This is a genomic window from Streptomyces sp. NPDC004788 (genome assembly GCF_053601115.1).
This window is the reverse complement of the sequence record NZ_JBSGBF010000077.1, coordinates 14,639-38,672: the sequence shown is the minus strand read 5'-3', so window position 1 is coordinate 38,672 and position 24,034 is coordinate 14,639. Positions and strand designations below refer to the sequence as shown.

At 73.3% G+C, this 24,034-nt stretch carries 21 protein-coding genes; 9 read left to right on the top strand and 12 right to left on the bottom strand.

Annotated elements, in window-relative coordinates; translation table 11 throughout:
* From ACWEJX_RS27820 to pdhA (ACWEJX_RS27810), 3 genes are all read right to left on the bottom strand, one after another.
* On the bottom strand, positions 1-314 hold a 314-nt coding region (locus ACWEJX_RS27820), incomplete at its 3' end, for a biotin/lipoyl-containing protein (protein ID WP_451610154.1).
* A 10-nt stretch (positions 315-324) separates the two neighbouring features.
* A complete protein-coding gene (locus ACWEJX_RS27815; protein WP_451610153.1) occupies positions 325-1,305 on the bottom strand; it encodes an alpha-ketoacid dehydrogenase subunit beta in 981 nt (326 codons plus the stop codon).
* A 2-nt stretch (positions 1,306-1,307) separates the two neighbouring features.
* Positions 1,308-2,516, bottom strand: a complete 1,209-nt coding sequence (gene pdhA / locus ACWEJX_RS27810; RefSeq protein ID WP_451610152.1) for a pyruvate dehydrogenase (acetyl-transferring) E1 component subunit alpha — start codon at positions 2,514-2,516, stop codon at positions 1,308-1,310.
* A gap of 338 nt (positions 2,517-2,854) precedes the next feature.
* Here pdhA (ACWEJX_RS27810) and ACWEJX_RS27805 point away from each other — a divergent pair, with 338 nt between their 5' ends.
* The 3 genes from ACWEJX_RS27805 to ACWEJX_RS27795 all read left to right on the top strand — a co-directional run bounded on the left by ACWEJX_RS27805 (position 2,855) and on the right by ACWEJX_RS27795 (position 5,187).
* Positions 2,855-3,520 (top strand): response regulator, encoded by a 666-nt coding sequence (locus ACWEJX_RS27805; protein WP_451610159.1) that lies wholly within the window; start codon positions 2,855-2,857, stop codon positions 3,518-3,520.
* A 161-nt stretch (positions 3,521-3,681) separates the two neighbouring features.
* The gene (locus tag ACWEJX_RS27800) at positions 3,682-4,107 is read left to right on the top strand and encodes a pyridoxamine 5'-phosphate oxidase family protein (RefSeq protein WP_451610151.1); all 426 of its coding nucleotides are present in this window, start codon (positions 3,682-3,684) and stop codon (positions 4,105-4,107) included.
* Between the two features lie 45 nt (positions 4,108-4,152).
* Positions 4,153-5,187: a phosphotransferase gene (locus ACWEJX_RS27795; RefSeq protein ID WP_451610158.1), complete on the top strand. Its 1,035-nt coding sequence runs from the start codon at positions 4,153-4,155 to the stop codon at positions 5,185-5,187.
* A gap of 27 nt (positions 5,188-5,214) precedes the next feature.
* Here the strand turns inward: ACWEJX_RS27795 and ACWEJX_RS27790 are convergent, their stop codons facing one another.
* Complete coding sequence (locus ACWEJX_RS27790) at positions 5,215-6,960, bottom strand: protein kinase domain-containing protein (protein WP_451610150.1); 1,746 nt, start codon at positions 6,958-6,960, stop codon at positions 5,215-5,217.
* A 275-nt stretch (positions 6,961-7,235) separates the two neighbouring features.
* Here ACWEJX_RS27790 and ACWEJX_RS27785 point away from each other — a divergent pair, with 275 nt between their 5' ends.
* Positions 7,236-8,885, top strand: a complete 1,650-nt coding sequence (locus ACWEJX_RS27785) for a protein kinase domain-containing protein (RefSeq protein ID WP_451610149.1) — start codon at positions 7,236-7,238, stop codon at positions 8,883-8,885.
* A 128-nt stretch (positions 8,886-9,013) separates the two neighbouring features.
* On the opposite strand, the gene ACWEJX_RS27780 is transcribed toward ACWEJX_RS27785, so the two are convergent.
* Positions 9,014-9,565, bottom strand: a complete 552-nt coding sequence (locus tag ACWEJX_RS27780) for a hypothetical protein (protein ID WP_451610148.1) — start codon at positions 9,563-9,565, stop codon at positions 9,014-9,016.
* Between the two features lie 142 nt (positions 9,566-9,707).
* On the opposite strand from ACWEJX_RS27780, the gene ACWEJX_RS27775 reads away from it, so the two are divergent.
* The 5 genes from ACWEJX_RS27775 (at position 9,708) to ACWEJX_RS27755 (ending at position 15,048) form a co-directional block, all read left to right on the top strand.
* Complete coding sequence (locus tag ACWEJX_RS27775; protein ID WP_451610147.1) at positions 9,708-9,839, top strand: hypothetical protein; 132 nt, start codon at positions 9,708-9,710, stop codon at positions 9,837-9,839.
* Between the two features lie 107 nt (positions 9,840-9,946).
* Complete coding sequence (locus ACWEJX_RS27770; RefSeq protein WP_451610146.1) at positions 9,947-10,576, top strand: PadR family transcriptional regulator; 630 nt, start codon at positions 9,947-9,949, stop codon at positions 10,574-10,576.
* Between the two features lie 215 nt (positions 10,577-10,791).
* Positions 10,792-11,535 carry an ABC transporter ATP-binding protein gene (locus tag ACWEJX_RS27765; protein WP_451610145.1) on the top strand — a complete coding sequence of 248 codons (744 nt, stop codon included), beginning with the start codon at positions 10,792-10,794 and terminating at the stop codon, positions 11,533-11,535.
* Positions 11,532-14,402 (top strand): ABC transporter permease, encoded by a 2,871-nt coding sequence (locus tag ACWEJX_RS27760; RefSeq protein ID WP_451610144.1) that lies wholly within the window; start codon positions 11,532-11,534, stop codon positions 14,400-14,402. Before ACWEJX_RS27765 ends, ACWEJX_RS27760 begins: the two co-directional genes overlap by 4 nt.
* An 88-nt stretch (positions 14,403-14,490) precedes the next feature.
* Positions 14,491-15,048, top strand: a complete 558-nt coding sequence (locus tag ACWEJX_RS27755) for a bacterial proteasome activator family protein (RefSeq protein ID WP_451610143.1) — start codon at positions 14,491-14,493, stop codon at positions 15,046-15,048.
* Positions 15,049-15,241: 193 nt separating this feature from the next.
* On the opposite strand, the gene ACWEJX_RS27750 is transcribed toward ACWEJX_RS27755, so the two are convergent.
* The 7 genes from ACWEJX_RS27750 to pdhA (ACWEJX_RS27720) form a co-directional block, all read right to left on the bottom strand.
* On the bottom strand, positions 15,242-16,228 hold the full coding sequence (locus ACWEJX_RS27750) for an NAD(P)H-quinone oxidoreductase (RefSeq protein WP_451610142.1): 987 nt from the start codon (positions 16,226-16,228) through the stop codon (positions 15,242-15,244).
* Positions 16,229-16,265: 37 nt separating this feature from the next.
* A complete protein-coding gene (locus tag ACWEJX_RS27745; protein ID WP_451610157.1) occupies positions 16,266-17,327 on the bottom strand; it encodes a potassium channel family protein in 1,062 nt (353 codons plus the stop codon).
* 20 nt (positions 17,328-17,347) lie between these two features.
* Entirely contained in the window at positions 17,348-18,931 is a 1,584-nt protein-coding gene (locus tag ACWEJX_RS27740) for a molybdopterin molybdotransferase MoeA (RefSeq protein ID WP_451610141.1), read from the bottom strand.
* On the bottom strand, positions 18,928-20,094 hold the full coding sequence (locus ACWEJX_RS27735; protein WP_451610140.1) for a DUF6457 domain-containing protein: 1,167 nt from the start codon (positions 20,092-20,094) through the stop codon (positions 18,928-18,930). Before ACWEJX_RS27735 ends, ACWEJX_RS27740 begins: the two co-directional genes overlap by 4 nt.
* Positions 20,095-20,342: 248 nt before the next feature.
* Positions 20,343-21,752, bottom strand: a complete 1,410-nt coding sequence (locus ACWEJX_RS27730) for a dihydrolipoamide acetyltransferase family protein (RefSeq protein ID WP_451610139.1) — start codon at positions 21,750-21,752, stop codon at positions 20,343-20,345.
* Positions 21,752-22,780 (bottom strand): alpha-ketoacid dehydrogenase subunit beta, encoded by a 1,029-nt coding sequence (locus ACWEJX_RS27725; protein WP_451610138.1) that lies wholly within the window; start codon positions 22,778-22,780, stop codon positions 21,752-21,754. Before ACWEJX_RS27725 ends, ACWEJX_RS27730 begins: the two co-directional genes overlap by 1 nt.
* The gene (gene pdhA, locus ACWEJX_RS27720; protein ID WP_451610137.1) at positions 22,777-23,940 is read right to left on the bottom strand and encodes a pyruvate dehydrogenase (acetyl-transferring) E1 component subunit alpha; all 1,164 of its coding nucleotides are present in this window, start codon (positions 23,938-23,940) and stop codon (positions 22,777-22,779) included. The genes ACWEJX_RS27725 and pdhA (ACWEJX_RS27720) overlap by 4 nt, the downstream gene beginning before the upstream one ends.
* Positions 23,941-24,034 lie beyond the last annotated feature (94 nt).

Genomic DNA, 24,034 nt, shown 5'->3' with positions numbered 1-24,034 from the left:
GGCTCCGGCACGGGCGCCTGCGCGGGCGCCGCGGCCACGGCCGGCGCCGCCGGCGCCTCGGGCTCGGCGCCGCCGCCCACGTTCACCGTGATGATGACCTCGCCGACGGCGACCGTCGTGCCCTCGGGGAAGCGCAGCTCGTGCACGGTGCCGTCGAACGGGATCGGGAGTTCGACGGCGGCCTTCGCCGTCTCGACCTCGATCACGACCTGGCCGTCCGTGACGGTCTCACCGGGCTGGACGTACCACTTGAGGATCTCGGCCTCGGTCAGGCCCTCGCCCACGTCGGGCATCTTGAATTCGCGGATCGTCATCGTGCTCTCCTCAGAACGCCAGCGAGCGGTCGACGGCGTCGAGCACGCGGTCCAGGCCCGGCAGGTACTCCTCCTCCAGGCGCGCCGGCGGATACGGCGCGTGGTAGCCGCCGACCCGCAGGACGGGGGCCTCCAGGTGGTAGAAGCAGCGTTCGGTGATGCGGGCGGCGATCTCCGCGCCGGAGCCGAAGAAGACCGGGGCCTCGTGGACGATGACCAGGCGGCGGGTCTTCTCGACCGACGCCTGGATCGTGTCGAAGTCCAGCGGCGAGATCGAGCGCAGGTCCAGGACCTCGACCGACTTGCCCTCCTCGGCGGCCGCGGCGGCGGCCTCCAGGCAGGTCTTCACCATCGGGCCGTACGCGGCGAGCGTCAGGTCCGTGCCCTCGCGGGCGACCCGGGCCTTGTGCAGCTCGCCCGGGATGGCCTCGGTGTCGACCTCGCCCTTGTCCCAGTAGCGGCGCTTGGGCTCGAAGAAGATGACCGGGTCGTCGCTCTGGATCGCCTGCTGGAGCATCCAGTAGGCGTCGGAGGAGTTCGCCGGGGTGACGACCTTGAGGCCCGCGACGTGCGCGAAGAGCGACTCGGGGGACTCGGAGTGGTGCTCGACGGCGCCGATGCCACCGCCGTACGGGATGCGGATGACGACCGGCATCTTCACGGTGCCGAGCGACCGGGCCCGCATCTTCGCCAGCTGGGTGACGATCTGGTCGTACGCCGGGAAGACGAAGCCGTCGAACTGGATCTCCACGACCGGCCGGTAGCCGCGCAGCGCGAGGCCGATCGCGGTGCCGACGATGCCGGACTCGGCGAGCGGGGTGTCGATGACCCGGTCCTCGCCGAAGTCCTTCTGCAGGCCGTCGGTGATCCGGAAGACACCGCCGAGCTTGCCGACGTCGAGGCCCATGACGACGACCTTGGGGTCGGTCTCCAGGGCCTTGCGGAGCGACTCGTTGAGCGCCTTCGCGAGGGGAAGCTTCTGAACAGCCATGGTTACTCGGCCTCTCCGCCCTCGAAGGACGCCTGGTACGCGACGAACTGCGCGCGCTCCTCGTCGACGAGCGCGTGCCCGTCCGCGTACACGTTGTCGAAGATCGCCGTGTGCTCCGGGACGGGCATGGCGCGGACGGCCTCGCGGACGCGCTTGCCGAGCGTCTCGCTCTCCGTCTCCAGCTCCTCGAAGAAGGCCGCGTCGGCGTGGCCCTCGTTCTCCATGTAGGCCTTGAGGCGGGCGATCGGGTCCTTGGCCTCCCACTCCTCGCGCTCCGCGTCGCGGCGGTAGCGGGTCGGGTCGTCGGAGGTGGTGTGGGCCGCCATGCGGTAGGTGAACGCCTCGATGAGGGTCGGGCCCTCGCCGCGGCGGGCCCGCTCCAGGGCGGCGCGGGTGACCGCCAGGCAGGCCAGGACGTCGTTGCCGTCGACCCGGACGCCGGGGAAGCCGAAGCCGCGGGCGCGCTGGTAGAGCGGGACGCGGGTCTGCTTCTCGATGGGCTCGGAGATGGCCCACTGGTTGTTCTGGCAGAAGAACACGACCGGGGCGTTGTAGACCGCGGAGAAGACGAACGACTCGTTGACGTCGCCCTGGCTGGAGGCGCCGTCACCGAAGTACGCGATCACGGCGGAGTCCGCGCCGTCCTTGGCGACGCCCATGGCGTAGCCGGTGGCGTGCAGCGTCTGCGAACCGAGCACGATCGTGTACAGGTGGAAGTTGTTGCTGTTGGGGTCCCAGCCACCGTTGTTCACACCGCGGAACATGCCGAGCAGATTGGTGGGGTCGACCCCGCGGCACCAGGCGACACCGTGCTCGCGGTAGGTGGGGAAGACGTAGTCGTCGTCCCGCAGGGCGCGGGCGGAGCCGATCTGGGCGGCCTCCTGGCCGAGCAGCGAGGCCCACAGGCCCAGCTCGCCCTGCCGCTGCAGGGAAGTGGCCTCGGCGTCGAAGCGGCGGCTGAGGACCATGTCGCGGTAGAGACCGCGCAGCTCCTCGGCCGTCAGGTCGATGTCGTACTCGGGGTGGTGGACCCGCTCGCCCTCGGGCGTCAGCAGCTGGATGAGCTCCGGCTCCTGGGGGCCCTGGGGCTGCTGCGGGGACTGGGCCTTGGCGGCCGGCTTGGCACTCGTCTTCTTGGTGGCGCTGCTTGCGGTGCGCTTGGTGCCGCTGCTGCGCGTCGTCTTTCGCGCGGCAGTGCTTTCCACGGTCACGTGCGTGCTCCTCCGTCGGTCCGGCTCCCGGGGTTACCGGGGAAGCCAGTGCGGCTCCGCCTTGTCCGTGCCATCGCACGGGGTGGGTGCGACGCGGCCGGGTCGGGCGTGACAGGTGTCCCGGTGAGCGCCGTCATAGGCACGTTACCCACCCCGCGACATTTCCGCGAAACCCCACTTGACCTGCGATTTTGCTTGGATTTCCAAGTAAATCGAGAAAAGGGGAACTCTCCGCTGGTCAGGGCGTGGACAACGGGCCCGACGCCGTCGTCGGAACACCCGGGAGGTTATCTCGGCCACCCCGGGCGCGGGAAGAGCCAATATGTGAGACTGGCCCGGTGCGCGAAGAAGGAAAAATCACGGTATTTCTGCTGGACGACCACGAAGTCGTGCGGCGCGGCGTCCACGAGCTGCTCTCCGTGGAGCCCGACATCGAGGTCGTCGGCGAGGCCGGTACCGCCGCGGACGCGCTGGTCCGGATTCCCGCGGTCCGCCCCGATGTGGCCGTGCTCGACGTGCGCCTGCCGGACGGCAGCGGCGTCGAGGTGTGCCGGGAGATCCGTTCCGCGGACGATTCGATCAAGTGCCTGATGCTCACCTCGTACGCGGACGACGAGGCCCTTTTCGACGCGATCATGGCCGGGGCCTCGGGTTATGCCCTGAAGGCCATTCGCGGTAACGAACTCCTGAATGCCGTCCGGGATGTCGCCGACGGCAAGTCACTGCTCGATCCGGTGGCCACCGCGCGGGTTCTGGAGCGGCTGCGCGACGGCAACGGCGGGAAGGGCGACGACCGGCTCGCCCGTCTCACCGAGCAGGAGCGCAGGATCCTCGATCTGATCGGCGAGGGCCTGACCAACCGGGCCATCGGCGAGCGGCTCCACCTCGCGGAGAAGACCATCAAGAACTACGTCTCCATCCTGCTGTCGAAGCTGGGCATGGAGCGGCGCTCGCAGGCCGCCGCGTACGTGGCGCGGAGACAGGCCGAGCGCAGCCACCACTGACGCGAGCACAGCCAACACGGAGCGAGCGCAGCCACCACTGACGCGAGCACAGCCACCGCGCCGCGAGTGCAGCCATCACGACCCGTTCGGGACCTACGTCCCCTCCGAACCGGGGCGGGGGCCCCTTTCCGGCCGGGCGCGGTGGGCGGAGAGTGGTATCCATGCCCACCGACGAGCTCCGCGCCATCGAGCTGCTGACCCGTGTGCCGTACGGGCGGGTCGCCACGAGCATGCGGGCGATGCCGTTCGTGGCCCCCGCCCGGCACGTCGTGGACGGCGGCGGCGTCCTGATCCGGCTCCACCGGGGACTCGGCTACCACCGGGCCTGCCACGGCAGCGTCGTCGTGTACGAGGCGGACAACCTGAACTCCGGCGCGGCGGAACTGTGGTCCGTGCAGTTCACCGGCACCGCCGAGATCGTCGAGCCGACCGCGGAGCAGCTGGCCGCCTTCGGGCCGGCCCCGCGCGCCGTGGACGGAGACCCCTTCGACCCGGTCTTCCTGCGCGTCGAGCCCCGCTTCGTCACGGTGCACTCGCTCGACCGTTCGACCGGTGAGCACACCGAGGAAACCCACCACGCAGCGTGATCTAACATCTGCGGAGTGTTGCGCTCATATGCACCCCGCACTTTCCTGCCCCGCCCCTCCGCGCCCCCGCATCCGCCCGTCGGCCCGCTGCTGCGCCGCTACACGGACGCGGGCGAACCACTGTCCTGCGAACCCGTCGCCCAGGGCTTACTGAACCGGGGGTACCGGCTCGCCACCACCCGCGGCCGCTACTTCCTCAAGCAGCACCTGGACGCCCGCACCGCCGACCGGGACACCATCGTCCACCAGCACCGGGCCACCCAGCGGCTGCACGCCCTCGGCCTGCCCGTCGCCCCGCCGCTGCCCGACGCGACCGGCCGCACCGTCGCCGTCATCGGGGGCCACTGCTACGCCCTCCATCCCTGGGTCGACGGCCGGCACCGCGACGGCGCCCAGCTCTCCACCGCCTGCTCCCGCCGCCTCGGCACCCTCCTCGGGCACGTCCACACCAGCCTGGACCGGGTCATGGAGCCGCCGGCCCGCTCGCCCACGCCGGACGCCGACGGCGGGCACGAGAGCGCCCGCCCCGAGGACACCTTCCGGCTCATCGACGAGCTGCTGAGCCTCGTCCGGGCCCGCCGGCACCGCGACTGCTTCGACGAGCTGGCCGAGCACCGGCTGCGCGAGCGCCGGGTGCTGCTCGCCGCCCACGCCCACCGCCGTCCGCCGCCCGCCGCCGCGACCGGCTGGGTGCACGGCGACTTCCACCCCTTCAACCTGCTCTACCGGGGCGCCGAGCCCGCCGCGATCGTCGACTGGGACCGGCTGGGCGTCCGCCCGCGCGCCGAGGAGGCCGTCCGGGCCGCCGCGATCTTCTTCGTACGGCCGTCGGGCGAGCTGGCCCTCGACAAGGTGCGGGCGTACGCGCGGGCCTACCGGCGGGCGGCGGGCGCGGACCGCGCCGAGCTGGCCGCGGCGGTCGACCGGGTGTGGTGGGAGCGGCTCAACGACTTCTGGACGCTGCGCTGGCGCTACCAGCTGCACGACCGCAGGGCCGACCCGCTGTTCCCGGCGGTGTCGGCCCTGGTGGTGTGGTGGACCCGCGAGTACGAGGCGGTGCGCGACGCGTTCGCGGGGTGAGCGGCCGGCCGGGTGGTCAGCGGGTGGTCAGCGGGTGGTGCCCGCGACGGTGCCGGTGGTCGTGCCCGACGAGGTGCCGGTGCCGGAGGTCGTACCCGACGTGGTGCCCGTCGACGTACCGCCGTCGGACGTGCCGGTCGTGGTGCCACCGTCGGACGTGCCGGTCGTGGTGCCGCCGTCGGACGTGCCCGTCGACGTGCCGCCGTCGCTGGTGCCGGTCGACGTGCCGCCGTCGCTCGTACCCGTCGACGTACCGCCGTCCGACGAGTCCGTCGGGTCCGTCGACGGCTCGTCCGTGGGCGTGGGCGCGGTCGTCGGGTGGTACGTCGGCTTGTACGTCGGCGTCCAGTCCTGGTCGTTGCCGCCGCCCGACGACGAGTCGTCCGGCGTCTGGGTGTCGTCGGACGGCTCGTCCGACGGCTCCGGCGACTCGCTCTTCGTGGACGGCGAGTCGGTCACCGCCGGCTGCTTGGTCTTGCCGCCGTCGTCCTTCTTGCCGGCCGCGTCGATCGCGTACACGACACCCGCGACCATCGCGACCAGCGCGAGCGCCAGGAACAGCACGATCTTGCCGCGGCCGCCCTTGCCGCCCTGCGCCCCGTACGCGCCGCCGTCCGGCCCGTAGCCGCCGGTGCCGTAGCCACCGGAGCCGCTGTCGTAGCCCCCGTAGCCGCCGGCCGCGCCGTCGTCCGGGTTCATCGGCGGCAGGATCGGGCCCTGCGCGGTGTCGTGGTTCATGGGGTGGCCCATGCCGTGGCCCATGCCCATCACGGCCGTCGCGCCGACCGGGGAGTGGCCGCCGGGCGGGGTGTGCCCGCCGTCGTACAGCTCGACCGGGCCGGTGTTCCAGCGGCCGGTGTGCCCGCCCTGGTCCTGGAGCATCTGCAGCCCGTACTGGATCAGGCCGCGCATCTCCTCGGCGCTCTGGAAGCGGTCGTCCGGGTCCTTCGCGAGCGAGCGCATGACCAGGCCGTCCAGCTCCGGCGGCGCCGCCTGCGCCACCTCGGACGGCGGGATCGGCGCGTCCTGGACGTGCTGGTACACCACCGACAGCGGGGTCTCGCCGGTGAACGGCGGGCGCAGCGCGAGCAGTTCGTAGAGCAGACAGCCCGTCGCGTACAGGTCGGAGCGGTGGTCGACGGCCTTGCCGAGCGCCTGTTCGGGGGAGAGGTACTGCGGCGTGCCCATGACCATGCCGGTCTGCGTCATCGTCGTCGACGCGCCGTGCAGCGCGCGGGCGATGCCGAAGTCCATGACCTTGACCGCACCGGTGTCGGTGATGATCACGTTCGCCGGCTTGATGTCCCGGTGCACGATGCCGTGCTGGTGGGAGTAGGCGAGCGCCTCCAGGACGCCGGAGACGATGATCAGGGCCTGCTCGGGACCGGGCGCCTCGGCGCTGATCAGCAGGTCGCGGATGGTGCGGCCCTCGACCAGCTCCATCACGATGTACGGCACGGACTTGTCGCCGACGACGTCCTCGCCCGAGTCGTACACGGCCACGATCGCATGGTGGTTGAGGCCGGCGACCGACTGCGCCTCGCGCGTGAAGCGGGCCTTGGAGACCGGGTCCTCGGCGAGATCGGGGCGCAGCAGCTTCACGGCGACCGTGCGCCCGAGCCGTACGTCCTCGGCGGCGAACACCTCGGCCATGCCGCCGCGGCCCAGACGGTGGGTCAGCCGGTAGCGGCCGTCTCCGACGACGCCGCCGAAGCCCCAGGACTCGGCCGACGCGTCCGGCACACCGCCACCTGCTCCGGATTCGGGTGCCATCAGTCCTCGCCGTCGTCTCTCGTGCCGTGTCCAGTCGTCACGCTACAGGCTCCGTACGACATCACGGTCCGCGCTTGACCGGCCATCCCACTCCACACACGTACACCTGTGCAAATCCCGTGGTGTTCTCGTCACACTTCCGGCAGCCCGGCTGTACGAAGGGTCACGGAACGGGTACCGAACCGGTGCGCGGCTTGACGTGTCACTGCCCTCGGGCAGACTTGGCCGAGAAATTCCGATCAGCGCCGCCGCGCGCGCGTAGGGGGAAGCAACAGATGAGCCAGGACGGCGCACAGGGCCGCTATGCGGGCGGTTCGGTCGCGGGTGGCCGCTACCAGCTGCGTGACCTGCTCGGCGAGGGCGGCATGGCGTCGGTGTACCTGGCCTACGACAGCGCCCTCGACCGCCAGGTCGCGATCAAGACACTTCACACCGAGCTCGGCCGCGAACAGTCCTTCCGCGAACGGTTCCGGCGCGAGGCGCAGGCTGTTGCGAAGTTGTCGCACACCAACATCGTCTCGGTCTTCGACACCGGCGAGGACACCCTCGACGGCGCCGTCATGCCGTACATCGTCATGGAGTACGTCGAGGGCCAGCCGCTCGGCTCGGTGCTCGCCGCCGACGTGCAGCAGTACGGGGCGATGCCGGCCGACAAGGCGCTGAAGGTGACGGCCGACGTGCTGGCGGCCCTGGAGACCAGCCACGAAATGGGCCTGGTCCACCGGGACATCAAGCCGGGCAACGTCATGATGACCAAGCGCGGCGTGGTCAAGGTCATGGACTTCGGCATCGCCCGCGCCATGCAGTCCGGGGTCACCTCGATGACCCAGACCGGCATGGTCGTCGGCACCCCTCAGTACCTCTCCCCCGAGCAGGCCCTGGGCCGCGGCGTCGACGCCCGCTCCGACCTGTACTCCGTCGGCATCATGCTCTTCCAGCTGCTGACGGGCCGGCTGCCGTTCGACGCCGACTCGCCGCTGGCCATCGCCTACGCGCACGTCCAGGAGGAGCCCGTCGCGCCCTCCTCGGTCAACCGCTCGGTGACCCCGGCGATGGACGCGCTCGTCGCCCGCGCGCTGAAGAAGAACCCGAACGAGCGCTTCCCGAGCGCCGCCGCCATGCGCGACGAGTGCCTGCGGGTGCTCTCCGCCGGACAGACCGGCGCGCCGATGATCGTCGCGGGCGGCCCGGTCCAGAGCGGCTCCGGCGTCGGCTCCGCGGTCTTCCCGCCGGTCGGCCAGACCCCGCCGCCGGCCACGCACGGCGTGCAGACCCCGTACCAGCCGGCCCCGCAGCCGAACCCGTACGGCGCGCCGACCCCGGCGCCCGCGCCCTCGTACGGCTACCCGCAGCAGACCCCTGCCCCGGCCTACCAGACCCCGCCCCCGGCCTTCCAGATGCAGGCACCGGCGCCCACGCCCGTCCCCGGGCCGTACACCGTGCAGCAGCCGGCGCCGACCGGCGGCGGTGGTGGTGGCGGCCAGAGCGGCATGAACAAGATCGTCATCGGAGCGATCGGGCTGCTGGTGGTCGTGGGCGTGATCGTGGGCGTCTCGATCATGAACAAGGACTCGGACGACAACGCGGGCGGCAACGACGCCCCGAGCCAGAGCGCGAGCAGCGCCGCCGGCCACAAGGGGCCCGACCTCACCAAGAGCATCGACTCCAAGAAGTGCACGGAGCCGAGCGAGTCGGACTCGGACCCCGACAAGTTCGAGGTCCCGGACTTCACCTACAAGAACATCCAGTCGGTGAAGGACTGCATCCAGGCCGCCGGCTGGAAGGTGAAGGCCGAGTCGTCGGTCGACGAGAACACCTACGGCGAGGGCACGGTCATCACGCAGTACCCGCGCCAGGGCACGGAGATCTCCAAGGACGACGCCGAGTTCACCCTTGAGGTGTCGACGGGCAACCCGGCGCAGTAGCGCCGGTCCGGCCCCGGTCCGGCCCCCTGGGTCCCCTAGCGGACGACTCCGGGTGCCGGGTCCGTCCCGTCGTGTGACGCTGAGTCGAACGGCTCGACGGCTCGGTACGGGCTCGGCACGGGAGGGGGTCACCCGGTGGCTCCAGGACTCCGCGCGACGAGGACGCGGGTGCTCGCACCCGCCCTCGCCTGCTGTTTCACGGCATGTGCGGCGCCGGTCGCGCTCCCCGTCGCGGTCCCGCTCACGGTCCCCGTCGCGTACGGGGCCGAGGCCGCGCCCGCGAACACGGCGGCGGCCGCGGCGGGCACGTCGGTCGCGGCTGGGACGTCGGCCGCGGCGAACACGTCGGTCTCGGCGGCCGCGGCGAGCACGCCGGCAACGGCGCCGGCCGCCACGCGCACCCCGCGGCCGCCCACGGCCGGCGGCGGCTCCGCGACGCCCTCCGACAGACCGTCCGCCAGGCCCTCCGCGACCGTCTCCCCCGCGCCCGCACCGAGCGGTTCCGCCGTCCCGTCGGGCTCGCCCGAGCTGGCGGAGCCGTCCGAGCCGGGGGAGTCGTCGGAGCCCGCCGAACCCTCCGAGCCGCCCGCGCCCAGCGACACCGCGTCGCTCGCGGGGCGCCCGGCGGGGGAGGGCCGGGCGCGCCCCGGGCGGCCCGCCGCCGCCCCCGAGTCGCCCACGCCGACGGATCCGGCGCCCCCCGCTCGTACCAAAACGGCAACAGAGGAGGACCCCGCGGCCGAGTCCGACGAAGGCGTCGGCGCGGTCCCCGAGACGGACGTCCCCGCCGGGCGGAGCACGCCCGCCGCCGAGCCGGAGACCGTGCCGCGCATCGGCGCCGAGGCCGCGACCTCCCTCTCCGACCGGCGGTTTCCCGTGCTCACGCTGGGGATCGGGCTCGCTCTGGTGGGACTCGGGATCGGCTTCCTCGGGCTGCGGATGCGGCGCCGCTGAGCGCTTCGGCGCGGGCCTCAACCGGCCCGGGTCCCCCTTGAGTCGGACCCCGCGCGTCCGCCTCAGGTCGCTTGGCAGCGTCGACATACTCGGTATACATACTGAGTATGTCGATCCGCCACGGGCTCCTCGCCCTCCTCGAACACGGCCCGCGCTACGGCTCCCAGCTCCGTACGGAGTTCGAGTCCCGTACCGGCTCCACGTGGCCGCTGAACGTGGGCCAGGTCTACACGACCCTCAGCCGGCTCGAACGGGACGGGATGGTCGTGCAGGACGGCGAGGACGAGGCCGGGCACGCGCTCTACGCGATCACGGACGACGGTCGCGCCGAGCTGCGCACCTGGTTCGAGCGGCCCGTGGACCGGACCAGTCCGGCCCGTGACGAGCTGTCCATCAAGCTCGCCATGGCCGTCGGGGCGCCCGGGGTCGACATCCGCGACGTCATCCAGTCCCAGCGCCGGCACACCGTGCAGGCCATGCAGGACTACACCCGGCTCAAGGCGCAGGCCATCAGCGCCGTCGAGAAGAACGGGGCCAGGGCCCGCGACGACGTCGCCTGGCTGCTCGTCCTGGAGCAGCTGATCTTCCAGACCGAGGCGGAGGCGCGCTGGCTCGACCACTGCGAGTCCCGGCTGATCCGCCTCTCGGCCGCCGCGGCCGCGAACCCGGAGACGACACCGTCACCACCGGCGGCGGCGTCGGCCCGGCCGCGCACCGGCTCCGCCTACCGGCGCTGAGCCACCAGAACGCGTACGTCCCTTCCCAGAAGTACTTCGCCCCAGCGCGGTACTTCATCCCAGAGCAGTACTTCGTCCCAGAGCAGTAGTTCGTCACAGAGCAGTAGTTCGTCACAGACCAGACCAGACCCAGACCAGACCCAGACCGTACGCCCGGCTCCGTCAACGGCCGCCCGCCACGCGGCCGTCCGAGGCGTACCCCGAGGGGGATCTCCATGTCCGTACAGCAACAGCCACAGCCCGTGCTGCGTCTGCACAACCTGACCCGTGTGCACGGCTCCGGCGCCACCGAGGTGCACGCCCTGCGCGGCATCGACCTCGACGTCTACCCGGGTGAACTCGTCGCCGTCATGGGCCCGTCCGGCTCCGGCAAGTCCACCCTGCTGACCATCGCCGGCGGCCTGGACACCCCCACCTCGGGCCAGGTGATCGTCGAGGGCACCGACATCACCACCGCCGGCCGCAAGGAGCTCGCCGCGCTGCGCCGCCGCAGCATCGGCTACGTCTTCCAGGACTACAACCTCATACCGGCGCTCACCGCCGCCGAGAACGTGGCCCTGCCCCGCGAACTCGACGGCGTCTCCGCCCGCAAGGCCCGCGCCGAGGCGCTCGCCGCGCTGTCGGAGATGGAGCTCGGACATCTCGCCGACCGCTTCCCCGACGAGATGTCCGGCGGCCAGCAGCAGCGCGTGGCCATCGCCCGCGCCCTGGTCGGCGACCGCCGGCTCGTCCTCGCCGACGAGCCCACCGGCGCCCTCGACTCCGAGACCGGCGAGTCCGTGCTCGCCCTGCTGCGCTCCCGCTGCGACGCCGGTGCCGCCGGCATCCTCGTCACCCACGAGCCGCGGTTCGCCGCCTGGGCCGACCGCGTGGTGTTCCTGCGGGACGGCGCCGTCGTCGACCAGACCGTACGCAGCGAGGCCGACTCGCTCCTGAGCGGCCGGGCGGGGCAGCGGTGACGACCTGGTTCCACTCCTGGCGGGCCGCGATCCGGATCGCCCGCCGCGACGCCTGGCGCTCCAAGGGCCGCAGCTTCCTCGTCCTCGCGATGATCGCGCTGCCGATCCTGGGCGTGAGCGCCTTCGAGCTGACCTTCCGCAGCTCCGAACTCACCCCGGTGCAGAGCCTGGAGCGCGACATCGGCGCCGCCGACGCCCGCTTCAGCGACGCCCACGTCGACGGCGCGCCGATCATGCAGGACCCCAAGGGCGACCAGAGCACCACCGTCGAGGACTTCTCGACCGGCAACAAGCCCTGGCCCGACGGCCCGACCGACGTCCACAAGCTCATCCCGGCGGGTGCCACGGTGCTCACCGACAGCTCCGGCACCGCCAAACTGACCACCGCGTACGGGCTGCTGAGCACCGACGTGCGCGAGCTGAAGGCCGCCGACCCGGTCGCCCGGGGCATCATGCGGCTGCTCGACGGCCGCTTCCCGGAGAGGGCCGACGAGGTCGCCGTGACCACGCGCTTCCTTGAGTCCAGCGGCCTGAACATCGGCTCCACGCTCTCCGCCCGCGGCTACGACCGCCTCTACACGATCACCGGTGTGTACGAGCTGCCCAGCGAGCTCAAGCAGGAGCAGGTCAACGCGCTGCCGGGCGCCTTCCTGAAGCCGTACGGCGCGGCCGTCGAGAAGTCCGGCCTGCCGGCGCCCGGTTACTCCACCACGTACCTGGTGGACCACCCCGGTGGTTTCACGTGGAACATGGTCAAGCAGATCAACGCCAAGGGCGTGCAGGTCGTTTCGCGCGCCGTGGTGCTGAACCCGCCGCCGGACTCCGAGGTGCCGCTCTACCAGCGCGACGGCTGGGGCGAGTTCCAGGAGAGCACGGCCGCCAAGGCGGCCGAGCTCGCCGCCGTGGGCACCGTGGTCGGTCTCGCGATGCTGGAGATCTGTCTGCTCGCCGGCCCCGCCTTCGCCGTCGGCGCCCGCCGTTCCCGCCGCCAGCTGGGCCTCGTCGGCGCCAACGGCGGTGCCCGCAGCCACATCCGGGCCATCGTGCTGAGCGGCGGCCTCGTCATCGGCGTCGCCGCAGCCGTCGTCGGCACGGTCCTCGCCGTGATCCTCACCTTCGCCCTCCGGCCCTACCTGGAGGAGTACATGGGGCAGCGGTTCGGCGGCTTCACCGTCCGGCCGCTGGAGATCCTCGGGATCGCCGCGCTGGCCGTCCTCACCGGCCTGCTCTCCGCGATCGTCCCGGCGATCACCGCCTCCCGGCAGACCGTGCTCGCCTCGCTCACCGGCCGCCGCGGGGTGCGCCGGGCCAGCCGGGTGCTGCCGCTGGTCGGTCTCGTGGCGCTGCTGCTCGGTGCCGCGATCGCCCTGTACGGCTCGGTCGTCACCGACCAGTTCATCATCGTCGCGGGCGGCTCCGCCCTCGCCGAGCTGGGCGTGGTCGCCATGACCCCGGCCCTGGTGGGCCTGTTCGGCCGCGCCGGACGCTGGCTGCCGTTGTCGCCGCGGCTCGCGCTGCGCGACGCCGTACGCAACCGGGGCCGCACGGCACCGGCCGTCGCCGCCGTCCTGGCCGCCGTCGCGGGCACGGTCGCCGTCTCCACGTACGCGGCGAGCAGAGACGCCCAGGACGAGGCCGAATACCACCCCAAGCTGCCCTACGGAGTGGTCTCCGTGTTCACCGGCGAGGACGGCGGGCGGGACGTCCCGGCGGCCCGGGAGGCCGTGCAGCGCACCTTCCCCGTCGACGTCCGCGCCGAGGTCTCCAGGATCACCGTCGGCCGGACCGGCTGCTCGACCTGGGACGCCAGCCCCGGCTGCGGCACCTACGAGGTCGTCGTCCCGAACGCCAACCAGTGCCCGCTGTGGACCGCGGCGAACGGCTCCGACGACGACCCGGCGTCGAAGTTCACCAAGGAACAGCGGCGCGCGCTCGCCAAGGACTGGCGCTGCGCCACGGACGAGGGCGGCGCCGTCCCCACCGAGGGCAACCTGCTGATCGCCGACGCCACGCTGCTCAAGGTCCTCGGCATCACGGACCCCGGCGCCGTCCGGGCCCTCGCCGACGGCAGGTACGTCAGCTTCGACCGGAGGCAGGTCGACCAGGCCGGCAAGGTCGGCATCAAGCTGGTCAGCGACAACGCCGCCGCCCAGCGCGCCGCGGAGCAGAACAAGCCGACGCCCGGCGTGCTGAAGACCTTCACCGCCTACCCGGTGCCCGGCTCCCCGAACGCCTACGGCGTGCAGGGCGTGCTCAGCCCCGCCGCCGCCAAGGCCGCCGGAATCAGCACCGTCCCGCTCGGCGCGCTCTTCACCACCGACCGGATGCCGAGCACCGAGCAGCAGCAGAAGCTCGACGCCGAGCTCGCCAAGCTCGGCGGCAAGATCGACCTCACCCTGGAGCAGGGCTACGTCAGCAAGAACAGCATCGTCCTCATCGCGCTGACCATCTTCGCGGGCCTGGTCACCATCGGCGCCGCCGGCATCGCCACCGGCCTCGCCCAGGCCGACGCCGAGGCCGACCTGAAGACGCTCGCCGCGGTCGGCGCCCCGCCCCGGGTGCGGCGCATCCTCAGCGGCTTCCAGTGCGGGGTGGTCGCGGCCATGGGCGTGCTGCTCGGCTCGGTCGCCGGTGTGCTGCCCGCGATGGGCCTGCGGCTCACGGACGAGCGCCAGCAGCTGGCGTACTACCAGGAGAGCCTCGACAACGGCTGGGGCGGCGTGACGGACGGCCCGCCGTACGTCCCGATCGTCGTGCCCTGGACGACGCTCGCCGCGCTCCTGGTGTTCGTACCGCTCGGCGCCGCGCTGCTGGCGGCCCTGGTGACCCGCTCCCGCGGGGCGCTGGCCCGCCGCGCCGCGCACTGAGACACATGTCCCGCCCCTGGAGGAGGGTGGATCACCCTCCTCCAGGGGCACACCGTGTGATGAGGCATGTGTGCGAGAGAATGGCGGCATGGATATGCCGAGGAATGACAGGTCGCAGGAGAGCAGCCCCAAGGTCCTCGTAGTGGGCCAGGACGGGATGCCGCTCGGCGGCATCCAGGGTGACGACGACGAACCCCGCGAGGTCCCGGTGACGGAAATGGTGGAGCAGCCCGCGAAGGTCATGCGCATCGGCAGCATGATCAAGCAGCTGCTGGAGGAGGTCAGGGCGGCACCTCTCGACGAGGCCAGCCGCGTCCGTCTCAAGGACATCCACGCCAGCTCGGTGAAGGAGCTGGAGGACGGGCTCGCCCCGGAACTGGTCGAGGAACTGGAGCGGCTCTCCCTGCCGTTCACCGACGAGGCCATCCCCTCCGAGTCGGAACTGCGCATCGCGCAGGCACAGTTGGTCGGCTGGCTCGAAGGGCTCTTCCACGGCATCCAGACGGCGCTGTTCGCCCAGCAGATGGCGGCCCGCGCCCAGTTGGAGCAGATGCGCCGGGCACTTCCGCCGGGCGGGCCGCACGACGATGACGACGACCACGGCCCGCACCACGGCCGTGCGGTCGGCTCCGGCCCGTATCTGTAGCCGGCCCGTACGAGTCGGGGCCCGGGCAGCGGTGAATTCCGCGGCCCGGGCCCCGTCGTATGCGGCCCACGTGGACGGCGCGCGGCCTGCGTGGTCCCGGCGCCCGCGTTCGGCGCGTCGAGCGGGTGCGGTGCGGCCTGCGCGTTCAGCGCGGGCGGTGCGGCCTACGTGTACGGCTCGCGGCCTGCGGCGTCTATGCGCTCGGTGCCAGGAGCAGCACCTTGCCGACGTGGCTGCTCGCCTCGACGGCCCGGTGGCCCTCGGCGGCGTCCGCCAGCGGCACCGTGCGGTCGACGACCGCGGTGACCGTGCCCGCCTCGACCAGCGGCCAGACGTGCTCGCGGACGGCGGCGACCACCGCCGCCTTCTCGTCCAGCGGCCGGGCGCGCAGGGTCGTGGCCAGGACGGCGGCGCGCTTGGCCATCAGGGCGCCCAGGTTCAACTCGCCCTTGACGCCGCCCTGGAGACCGATGACGACAAGCCGGCCGTTGACGGCGAGGGCCTTGATGTTCCGGTCCAGGTACTTGGCGCCGACGATGTCCAGGATGACGTCCGCTCCGGCCCCATCCGTGGCCTTGTGGAGCTCCTCGACGAAGTCCTGCTCGCGGTAGTCGATGAGGATGTCCGCGCCGAGCTCGGCGCACCGGGCCAGCTTCTCGGCGCTGCCGGCGGTGACCGCGACCCGGGCGCCGACGGCCTTGGCCAGCTGGATCGCCATCGTGCCGATGCCGCTCGCGCCGCCGTGCACGAGGAGCGTCTCGCCGGGCCGCAGATGCGCCAGCATGAAGACGTTCGACCAGACCGTGCAGGCCACCTCGGGCAGCGCGGCGGCCGTCACCAGGTCCACGCCCTGCGGCCGGGGCAGCAACTGCCCGACCGGCACGGCCACCTTCTCCGCGTAACCGCCGCCGACGAGCAGCGCGCACACCTCGTCGCCGACGGACCAGTCCGAGACGCCCGGGCCGAGCGCGACGATCCGGCCGGAGCACTCGAGCCCCGGGTAGCGGGAGCTGCCCGGCGGCGGGTCGTAGAAGCCCTGGCGCTGGAGCAGATCGGCGCGGTTGACGGCGCTCGCCACCACCTCGACGAGGACCTCGCCCTCGGCGGGGACGGGGTCGGGCACCTCGGCCCAGACCAGCGCCTCGGGTCCACCGGGTTCCGGAATCGTGATCGCATACATGCCGGCGAGGCTACTCCCGGAGCTGCCTCCGGTGGGTTCAGTCGTCGTCGGGAGTGGTCAGCGGCGTGACCGCGGCGGCGCGCACGATTGTGATGACCCGGTCGGTCAGCTGGAGCGGGCTCGCGGCGGGGTCGTCGTAGCCGAGCAGCCGGTGGCCGCGCAACACGCTGACCACCAGGTCCTTCGTCTCGCGCACGCTCTTGCCCGCCTCGGCCTTGGTCACCGGCCGTTCCACGAGGTCGAGGCCGGAGCCCTGCTGGATGAGGTCCTCCATCACGGTGCCCGCGCTGGGGCTGAGGACGGAGAGGCCGAGCAGCCGGCCGGCGGCGCTGGCGCTGGTGATGACGGCGTCGGCGCCGGACTGGCGCAGCAGCGGCGCGTTCTCCTCCTCGCGGACCGCGGCCACGATCTTCGCGCCCCTGTTGAGCTGGCGGGCCGTCAGCGTGACCAGGACGGCGGTGTCGTCGCGCTGGGTGGCGACGACGATCTGACGGGCCCTCTGCACCTCGGCGCGCAGCAGCACGTCGCTGCGGGTCGCGTCGCCGACGACACCGACGAAACCGTCGGCGTTGGCCGCCTCGATGACCTTGGTCGCCGGGTCGACGATGACGATCTGGTCCTTGCGCAGTCCGGTCGCGCACAGCGTCTGGATCGCCGAACGCCCCTTGGTGCCGAAGCCGACGATGACGGTGTGGTCGCGCAAGGTGGCCCTCCAGCGTTTCCGCCGGAACTCCTCCCGGGTCCGTTCCGTGAGGACCTCCAGGGTGGTTCCGACCAGGATGATCAGAAACAGCACGCGCAGCGGCGTGACCAGCAGGATGTTCGCGAGCCGCGCCGAGTCGCTGTACGGGACGATGTCGCCGTAGCCCGTGGTGGAGAGCGTGACGGTCGCGTAGTAGACGCTGTCGAGGAAGTCGACCGTGTCGTCGGCGTTGTCGTGGTAGCCGGACCGGTCGAGATAGACGATGAGAACGGTCGCGAGCAGCACACCCAGCGCCATCAACAGGCGTTTGGCGACCTGCTGCAGGGGCTTCTCGACCACTCGCCGGGGCAGCCTGAGCCGCGCGCCCGCGACCCGCTCGTCGGCCTGCCGGGCCATCACGTCACGGCTGGGAAGTTTCACGTGAAACACCCTCCGCCCAGGGCATCAGCCGTGGTCGGCCAGGGCAGATCGAGGACGTCGAGCGACTGTCCGGCCCGGGCCCCTCCCGGCGGGATCACGGCCATGCCGTGGGCGGCGGCGATGCTCCGGAGCATCGCCGGGCCGTTGTAGTGCAGCGGTACGGCCTCGGCGGCGCGCACCAGGACGGGCACGAGCCGCGTGTCGTGCGGATGGCCGTGCACCTCGTCGCGTACGACCGCCCGGTACGGAGCCGGGGCCGGCCGCCCGGCCAGCGCGCGCAGCAGGGGCTCGGCGAGCGTGAGAAGCCCGGAGACGGCCGCGAGCGGGTTGCCGGGCAGCCCGACGAGATGGCGGCCGTCCGCGAGCCGGGCCAGGAGCATCGGGTGGCCGGGGCGCACCTTCACGCCGTCGACGAGCAGGGTCGCGCCGGCCTTCGCGAGCACCGGGTGGACATGGTCGACCGGCCCGGCCGCGGTGCCGCCTGTGGTGACGACCACGTCGGCGGCGGAGCCGGTGACCGCCGCGTACAGCGCCTCCGCGTCGTCGCCGATCCGGCGGGTCCCGACCACCTCGACGCCGAGCGCCCGCAGCCACGGGGCGAGCATCGGACCGAGCGCGTCCCGGATCAGGCCCTCGTGAGGGAGCCCGGATGCCAGCAGCTCGTCACCGAGCACGAGAACCTCGACGCGCGGTCGCGGATGCACGGACAACTCGTCATATCCGGCCGCGGCGGCGAGCCCGAGCACGGCGGGCGTCACCGTGCTCCCGGCGGCCAGCAGCCGGTCCCCGGCGCGGCACTCCTGGCCGCGCGGCCGGATGTCCTGCCCGGGGACGACCTCACGAAGGGCGTGGAGCCGACCTGCGGTGGTGTGGGCGGTGGGGGTGATGTGGGCGTCGCCGGTGCTGTCGGCGCCGTGGGTGCTGTCGGCGCTGTGGGTGCCGTCGGCGCTGTGGGTGCCGTCGGCGCTGTGGCGTTCGGCGCCGCCAGTGCTTTCGGTGCGGGAATGCTCGCTGCGGACCACGGCGGTGGTCCCGGCCGGGACCCGGCCGCCGGTCGCGATCCGTACGGCGTCGCCGTCCGCGAGGGGCCCGGCGGGGGCGTGCCCGGCGAGGACCGCGCCCTCGGGGTCGATGCGCCAGGGGCCGGGCCCGGCAACCGCCCAGCCGTCCATGGCGGAGGTGTCGAACGACGGCAGATCGGTGAGCGCCTCCAGCGGCCCGGCGAGCACCCGCCCGAGCGCCCCGGCCAGCGGCACCATCTCGGGGGTTCGGCCCGCCACCGCGCGCTCCCCGGCCCGCGCGGCGAGCGCGCGGGCGTCGGGCCAGGGAGTGGCGCGGTGGCGCTCGGTACGGGCCGCGGGGGCCTGGGGAGCCGTGGAAGCAGCAGGAGCCTGGGGGGCAGGGGGGACCGGGGGCCGGTGTCCGTCGACGAGCGCGATGGCCTCGTCGATCACGTCGTCGTCGGACGACCGGGCGTCGGACGTCTGGGCGTCGGGCGACCGGGCGTCGGGCGGCTGTGCGGTGGGCGGCTGTGCGGTGGGCCGCTGGGCGCCGTCGGGCGCGCGCTCGGTCATGGTCATCCGGCCTCGTCCTGCTCGGCGGCCCACCGCTGGGCGAGCACGGCCGCCTTGCGGGCGGCCTCCGCCACGGCCTCCGGGCCGCCCTTGCCGCCGGCCGCCTGCGCCGCCGCGTATCCGACCAGGAAGGTGGTCAGCGGCGCGGCGGGCCGCGCGACGCCGTGCGCCGCGTCCCGCGCCAGGTCCAGCAGCACGTTCGTGTCGACGTCCAGGTCGATGCCCAGCTCGTCCTTGACCGCGGTGATCCATTCGTTCAGCACGTGCCCATGCTCCCTGATCCGCGCACGGGCCGCTGCGATGTCCTCCCAGGTGTCGCAGTCGAAGGACGCACCCAGGGAGTTCTCCGACTTGGTCGCCGCCACGCGGACCACCGTCAGGGCGCCCGTGACCAGGCGCAACGGAAGCCCGGTGAGCGTGCCGCGCTCGGCCGCGAGCCCCGCGAGCACGCGCCGCAGCGCCCCGGCCCGGTACACGGCGACGAGCGGCTGTGTCCGCCCGTCCGCGTCGACGGTGACCGCCGCCTCGGCCCCGGGCGCCGCGTCGAGCGCTGCCACGAGCCGCCGGGCGGTGTCGGGCGCGAAGAACGGCAGGTCGGCGGAGAGGACGAGGACGAGCGGCGCGGGGGCGGCCGGGCCGGTGACGGGTGCGGCCGGGCCGGGATCGCGCGCCGCGGACGTGCCGCCGGAGACGGGAGCCCGACGGTCCCCCGCGGGCGCGTCGGTGGCCGCCCCGGGAACGCCCGGCCCAGCGGTCGGGGCCGCCGCTTCGGCGGGCGAGGTACCGGTTTCCGGCCGGCCGGCAGGCGTGGGACCGACGGGCAAGGCGCCGGCCTCGAAGCGGCCGGCGGGCGTCGGACCGGCGTCCGTGGTGTCGGAGGGCCCCATGGTGTCGGAGGGCCCTGTGGGCGCGGCGCCCGCGAGGTGGCGCAGGCCCGCGTCGAGCGCGGCGACGGGGCCGCCGCCGGGTGGGTTCTCGCGGGTCCACTCGACGGGGCGGGCGGTGGCCCGGGGCGAGGCGACGACCACGGTGCGACGGGCGTCGCGGCAGCCGGCGAGGACCCGGTCGAGCAGGGGGCGGCCCCCGACCCGTACGCCGGGCTTGTCGGCCCCGCCGAGCCGCCGGGCCGAGCCTCCCGCGAGCACGAGGGCGTCGTAAGCGGTCGTCATCCCAGCAGTATGGTCCGGGATCGCCCGGCCGCGGCCGGGTCGTCTCACGGAAGGAGACGACCCTGGGCCGAACGGTCCGGGGCCCGGCGTGAGGTTGGGCCCCGGACGAGGCCGCCGGGAACCGGCGGGGCCCCTTGCCCTGCCGGCTTCCGCCCCGGCGGAGTCCGTGCGGTCCTGCGATCCCGCATGCAGTCCCGCGGTCGTGCAGTCCCACAGTCGTGCGGTCGTGCGGTCGTGCGGTCGTGCGGTCAGAGCGTGCGCAGCAGCACCGCGGGGTTCTCGACGCAGTCCGCGACATAGCGCAGGAAGCCGCCGGCCGTCCCGCCGTCGCAGACCCGGTGGTCGAAGGTGAGCGACAGCTGCACCACCTGACGGACCGCCAGCTCACCCTGGTGCACCCACGGCTTGGGCACGATCCGGCCGACGCCCAGCATGGCCGCCTCGGGGTGGTTGATGATCGGCGTGGAGCCGTCGACCCCGAACACCCCGTAGTTGTTCAGCGTGAACGTGCCGCCGGTCAGGTCCGCCGGGGTCAGGGACCCCGCCCGCGCGGCCTCGGTCAGCCGGGCGAACTCGGCGGTCAGCGACTCGGCCGTGCGGCCGCCCGCGTCCTTGACCACGGGGACGACCAGACCGCGCTCGGTCTGGGCCGCGAACCCGAGGTGCACGGACGGCAGCCGGACGATCTCGCGCGCGGCCGTGTCGACCGTCGAGTTGAGCTCCGGGAAGCGGGACAGGGCGTGCGTGCAGATCCGGGCGAGCAGCGCGAGGACGGAGATCTTCGGCCCGCCCGCCGCGTTCATCGCCGCCCGCGCGGCCATGAGTTCGGTCGCGTCGGCGTCCACCCAGCAGGTCGCGTCGGGTATCTCCGTACGGCTCCGGGACAGCTTGTCGGCGACCGCGCCGCGCACTCCGCGCAGCGGTATGCGTTCGCCGGCGGCGGCCACGGCGACGGGCGCCGGTGCCGAAGCGGCGGCCGGGGCGGCCGGGGCAGCGGCGGCCCGGTCCCGTACGGCGAGCGCGGTCTCCACGTCGACGCGCAGGATGAGCCCGTCGGGCCCCGAGCCACGCACCTCGCGCAGGTCGAGCCCCCGGTCCCGGGCGAGCTTGCGCACCAGCGGCGAAATGACGGCGACGGGCCCCTGCGGCGCGACGACCTGCGCCGGAGCCGGGATGACCGGAGCGGCAGCGGGAGCCGGCGCGGGCACGGCGGCCACGGGCGCGGCAGCCGCGGACGGCTCGCGGCGGACCCGGCGGCGACGGGCGGCGGGCCCGCTGGTGCCGTAGCCGACGAGGACGTTGCCCGAGTACTCGGAGGACTCGGCGTCCGATGCCTTCGGTGCCGGCGAGGTCTGCGAGGTCTCCGGCGCCTTGGTCGCGGCCGGCCCGGGCGCGCCGGTCCGCTCCGAGGAGCCGCCGACGGCCACCGTCAGGAGCGGGGCGCCGACGGGGAGTTCGGTCCCCTCCTCGCCGAAGCGGGCGGTGACCACACCGCCGTACGGGCAGGGCACCTCCACCATCGCCTTGGCCGTCTCGACCTCGACGACCGGCTGGTCGATGGTGACGACGTCGCCGACGTCGACGAGCCACCGCACGATCTCGGCCTCGGTGAGGCCCTCGCCGAGGTCGGGCAGCTTGAATTCGAGCACCTGGGCCATCAGCTCTCCGCCTCCCACTGGAGCCGCGCGACCGCGTCGAGGATCCGGTCCACGCCCGGCAGGTGGTGACGCTCGAGCATCGGCGGCGGATACGGGATGTCGAATCCGGCGACCCGCAGCACCGGCGCCTCCAGGTGGTGGAAGCAGCGCTCGGTGACCCGGGCCGCGATCTCGGCGCCGGGCCCGGCGAAGCCGGTCGACTCGTGCACGACGACGGCCCGGCCGGTGCGCTTCACGGACGCGCAGACGGTCTCCTCGTCGAAGGGCACGAGCGAGCGCAGGTCGACGACCTCCAGGTCCCAGCCCTCGGCCGTGGCCGCCTCGGCGGCCTCCAGGCACACCGGCAGGGACGGGCCGTAGGTGATGAGGGTCGCGCTGGTGCCGGGGCGGCGCACGACCGCCTTGCCTATCGGCTCGACGGCGGCCGGCGCCTCGGGCGACCAGTCGGACTTCGACCAGTAGAGCCGCTTGGGCTCCAGGAAGACCACCGGGTCGTCGGAGGCGATGGCGGCCCGCAGCAGCCCGTAGGCGTCCTCGACGGTCGCCGGGGCGACGACGTGGAGGCCCGGGGTGGCCATGTAGTAGATCTCGGAGGAGTCGCTGTGGTGCTCGACGCCGCCGATCCCGCCGCCGTACGGCACCCGGACCACGAGCGGCATCGGCATCGCGCCGCGGGTGCGGTTGCGCATCCGCGAGACATGGCTGATGAGCTGCTCGAACGCCGGGTAGGCGAAGGCGTCGAACTGCATCTCGACGACCGGCCGGAGCCCGTACATCGCCATGCCGACGGCCGTGCCGAGGATGCCCGCCTCGGCCAGCGGCGTGTCGGTGCAGCGGTCCTCGCCGAACTCCTTCGCGAGCCCGTCGGTGACGCGGAAGACGCCGCCGAGCGTGCCGACGTCCTCGCCCATCACATGGACGGTGGGATCCTCGGCCATGGCGTCGCGCATGGCCCGCTGGAGGGCCTGCGCCATGGTCGCCGGCTTGGCAGCCTTCGCGGCCCGCCGCGCTGTCGCCTGGGTGGTCATCCCGCCTCGCTCTCGGCGTCGAGCTCTGCCCGCAGCTGCTCCGCCTGCTCGCGCAGCTGCACGGTCTTCTCGGCGTACACGTGGGCGAACAGGTCCATCGGGTCGAGCACGGGGTCCGCGTTCATCCGCTCGCGCAGCCGTGCCGCCATCTCCTCGGCCTCCTCGGCGGCGGCGCGCCGGCCGTCCTCGTCGAGCAGTCCGCGCTCGGTCAGCTCCCGCTCCAGGATCAGCACCGGGTCGTGCGCCTTCCACGCCTCGACCTCGGCGTCGCCGCGGTAGCGGGTGGCGTCGTCGGCGTTGGTGTGGGCGTCGATCCGGTACGTGACGGCCTCGACGAGCGTGGGCCCGCCGCCGCGCCGGGCGCGGGCGACGGCCTCGGTGAGGACCTGGTGGACGGCGACCGCGTCGTTGCCGTCGACGAGCCGGCCCGGCATCCCGTACCCGACGGCCTTGTGGGCGAGGGAGGGCGCGGCGGTCTGCTTGGCGAGCGGCACGGAGATCGCGAAGCCGTTGTTCTGCACGAGGAAGACCACCGGGGCCTGCCAGACCGCGGCGAAGTTCAGCGCCTCGTGGAAGTCGCCCTCGCTGGTGCCTCCGTCGCCGACCATGGCGAGCGCCACGACGTCGTCGCCCTTCAGCCGGGCCGCGTGGGCCAGGCCCACGGCGTGCGGGAGCTGGGTCGCGAGCGGCGTGGACAGCGGGGCTATGCGGTGCTCGCGCGGGTCGTAGCCGGTGTGCCAGTCGCCCCGCAGCAGCGTCAGGGCCTGCACGGGGTCGAGTCCACGGGCGACGGCGGCGAGCGTGTCGCGGTACGAGGGGAAGAGCCAGTCCCGCTCCTCAAGGGCCAGCGCGGCGGCGACCTCGCAGGCTTCCTGGCCGGTCGTGGACGGGTAGACGGCGAGCCGGCCCTGCTTGGTCAGGGCCGTGGCCTGCGCGTTGTACCGGCGGCCACGGACCAGCTCGGCGTAGAGACGCCGCAGCAGCGCGGGATCGGCGTCGGCCACCGCGTCCGTGCCGAGCACGCGCAGCGGTTCCGCGTCCGGCAGCAGCGGGGCGGGGTCGACGCGCGGCTGCCAGGCCGGGGGCGGGGTGGGCCGGTAGGCGCGGGGGGCACCGGGGGGCGCTTGGACTGTCGAACTGCGCTGTTGCAACGAGTCCACCTCCTCATGCGAGCGGGCATAAGACCCGAAGGCGGGTGGCGCGAAATGTGGCGCGCCTCACCTACCGATTGTTCGGTCGTGGAGGCATTTTGGC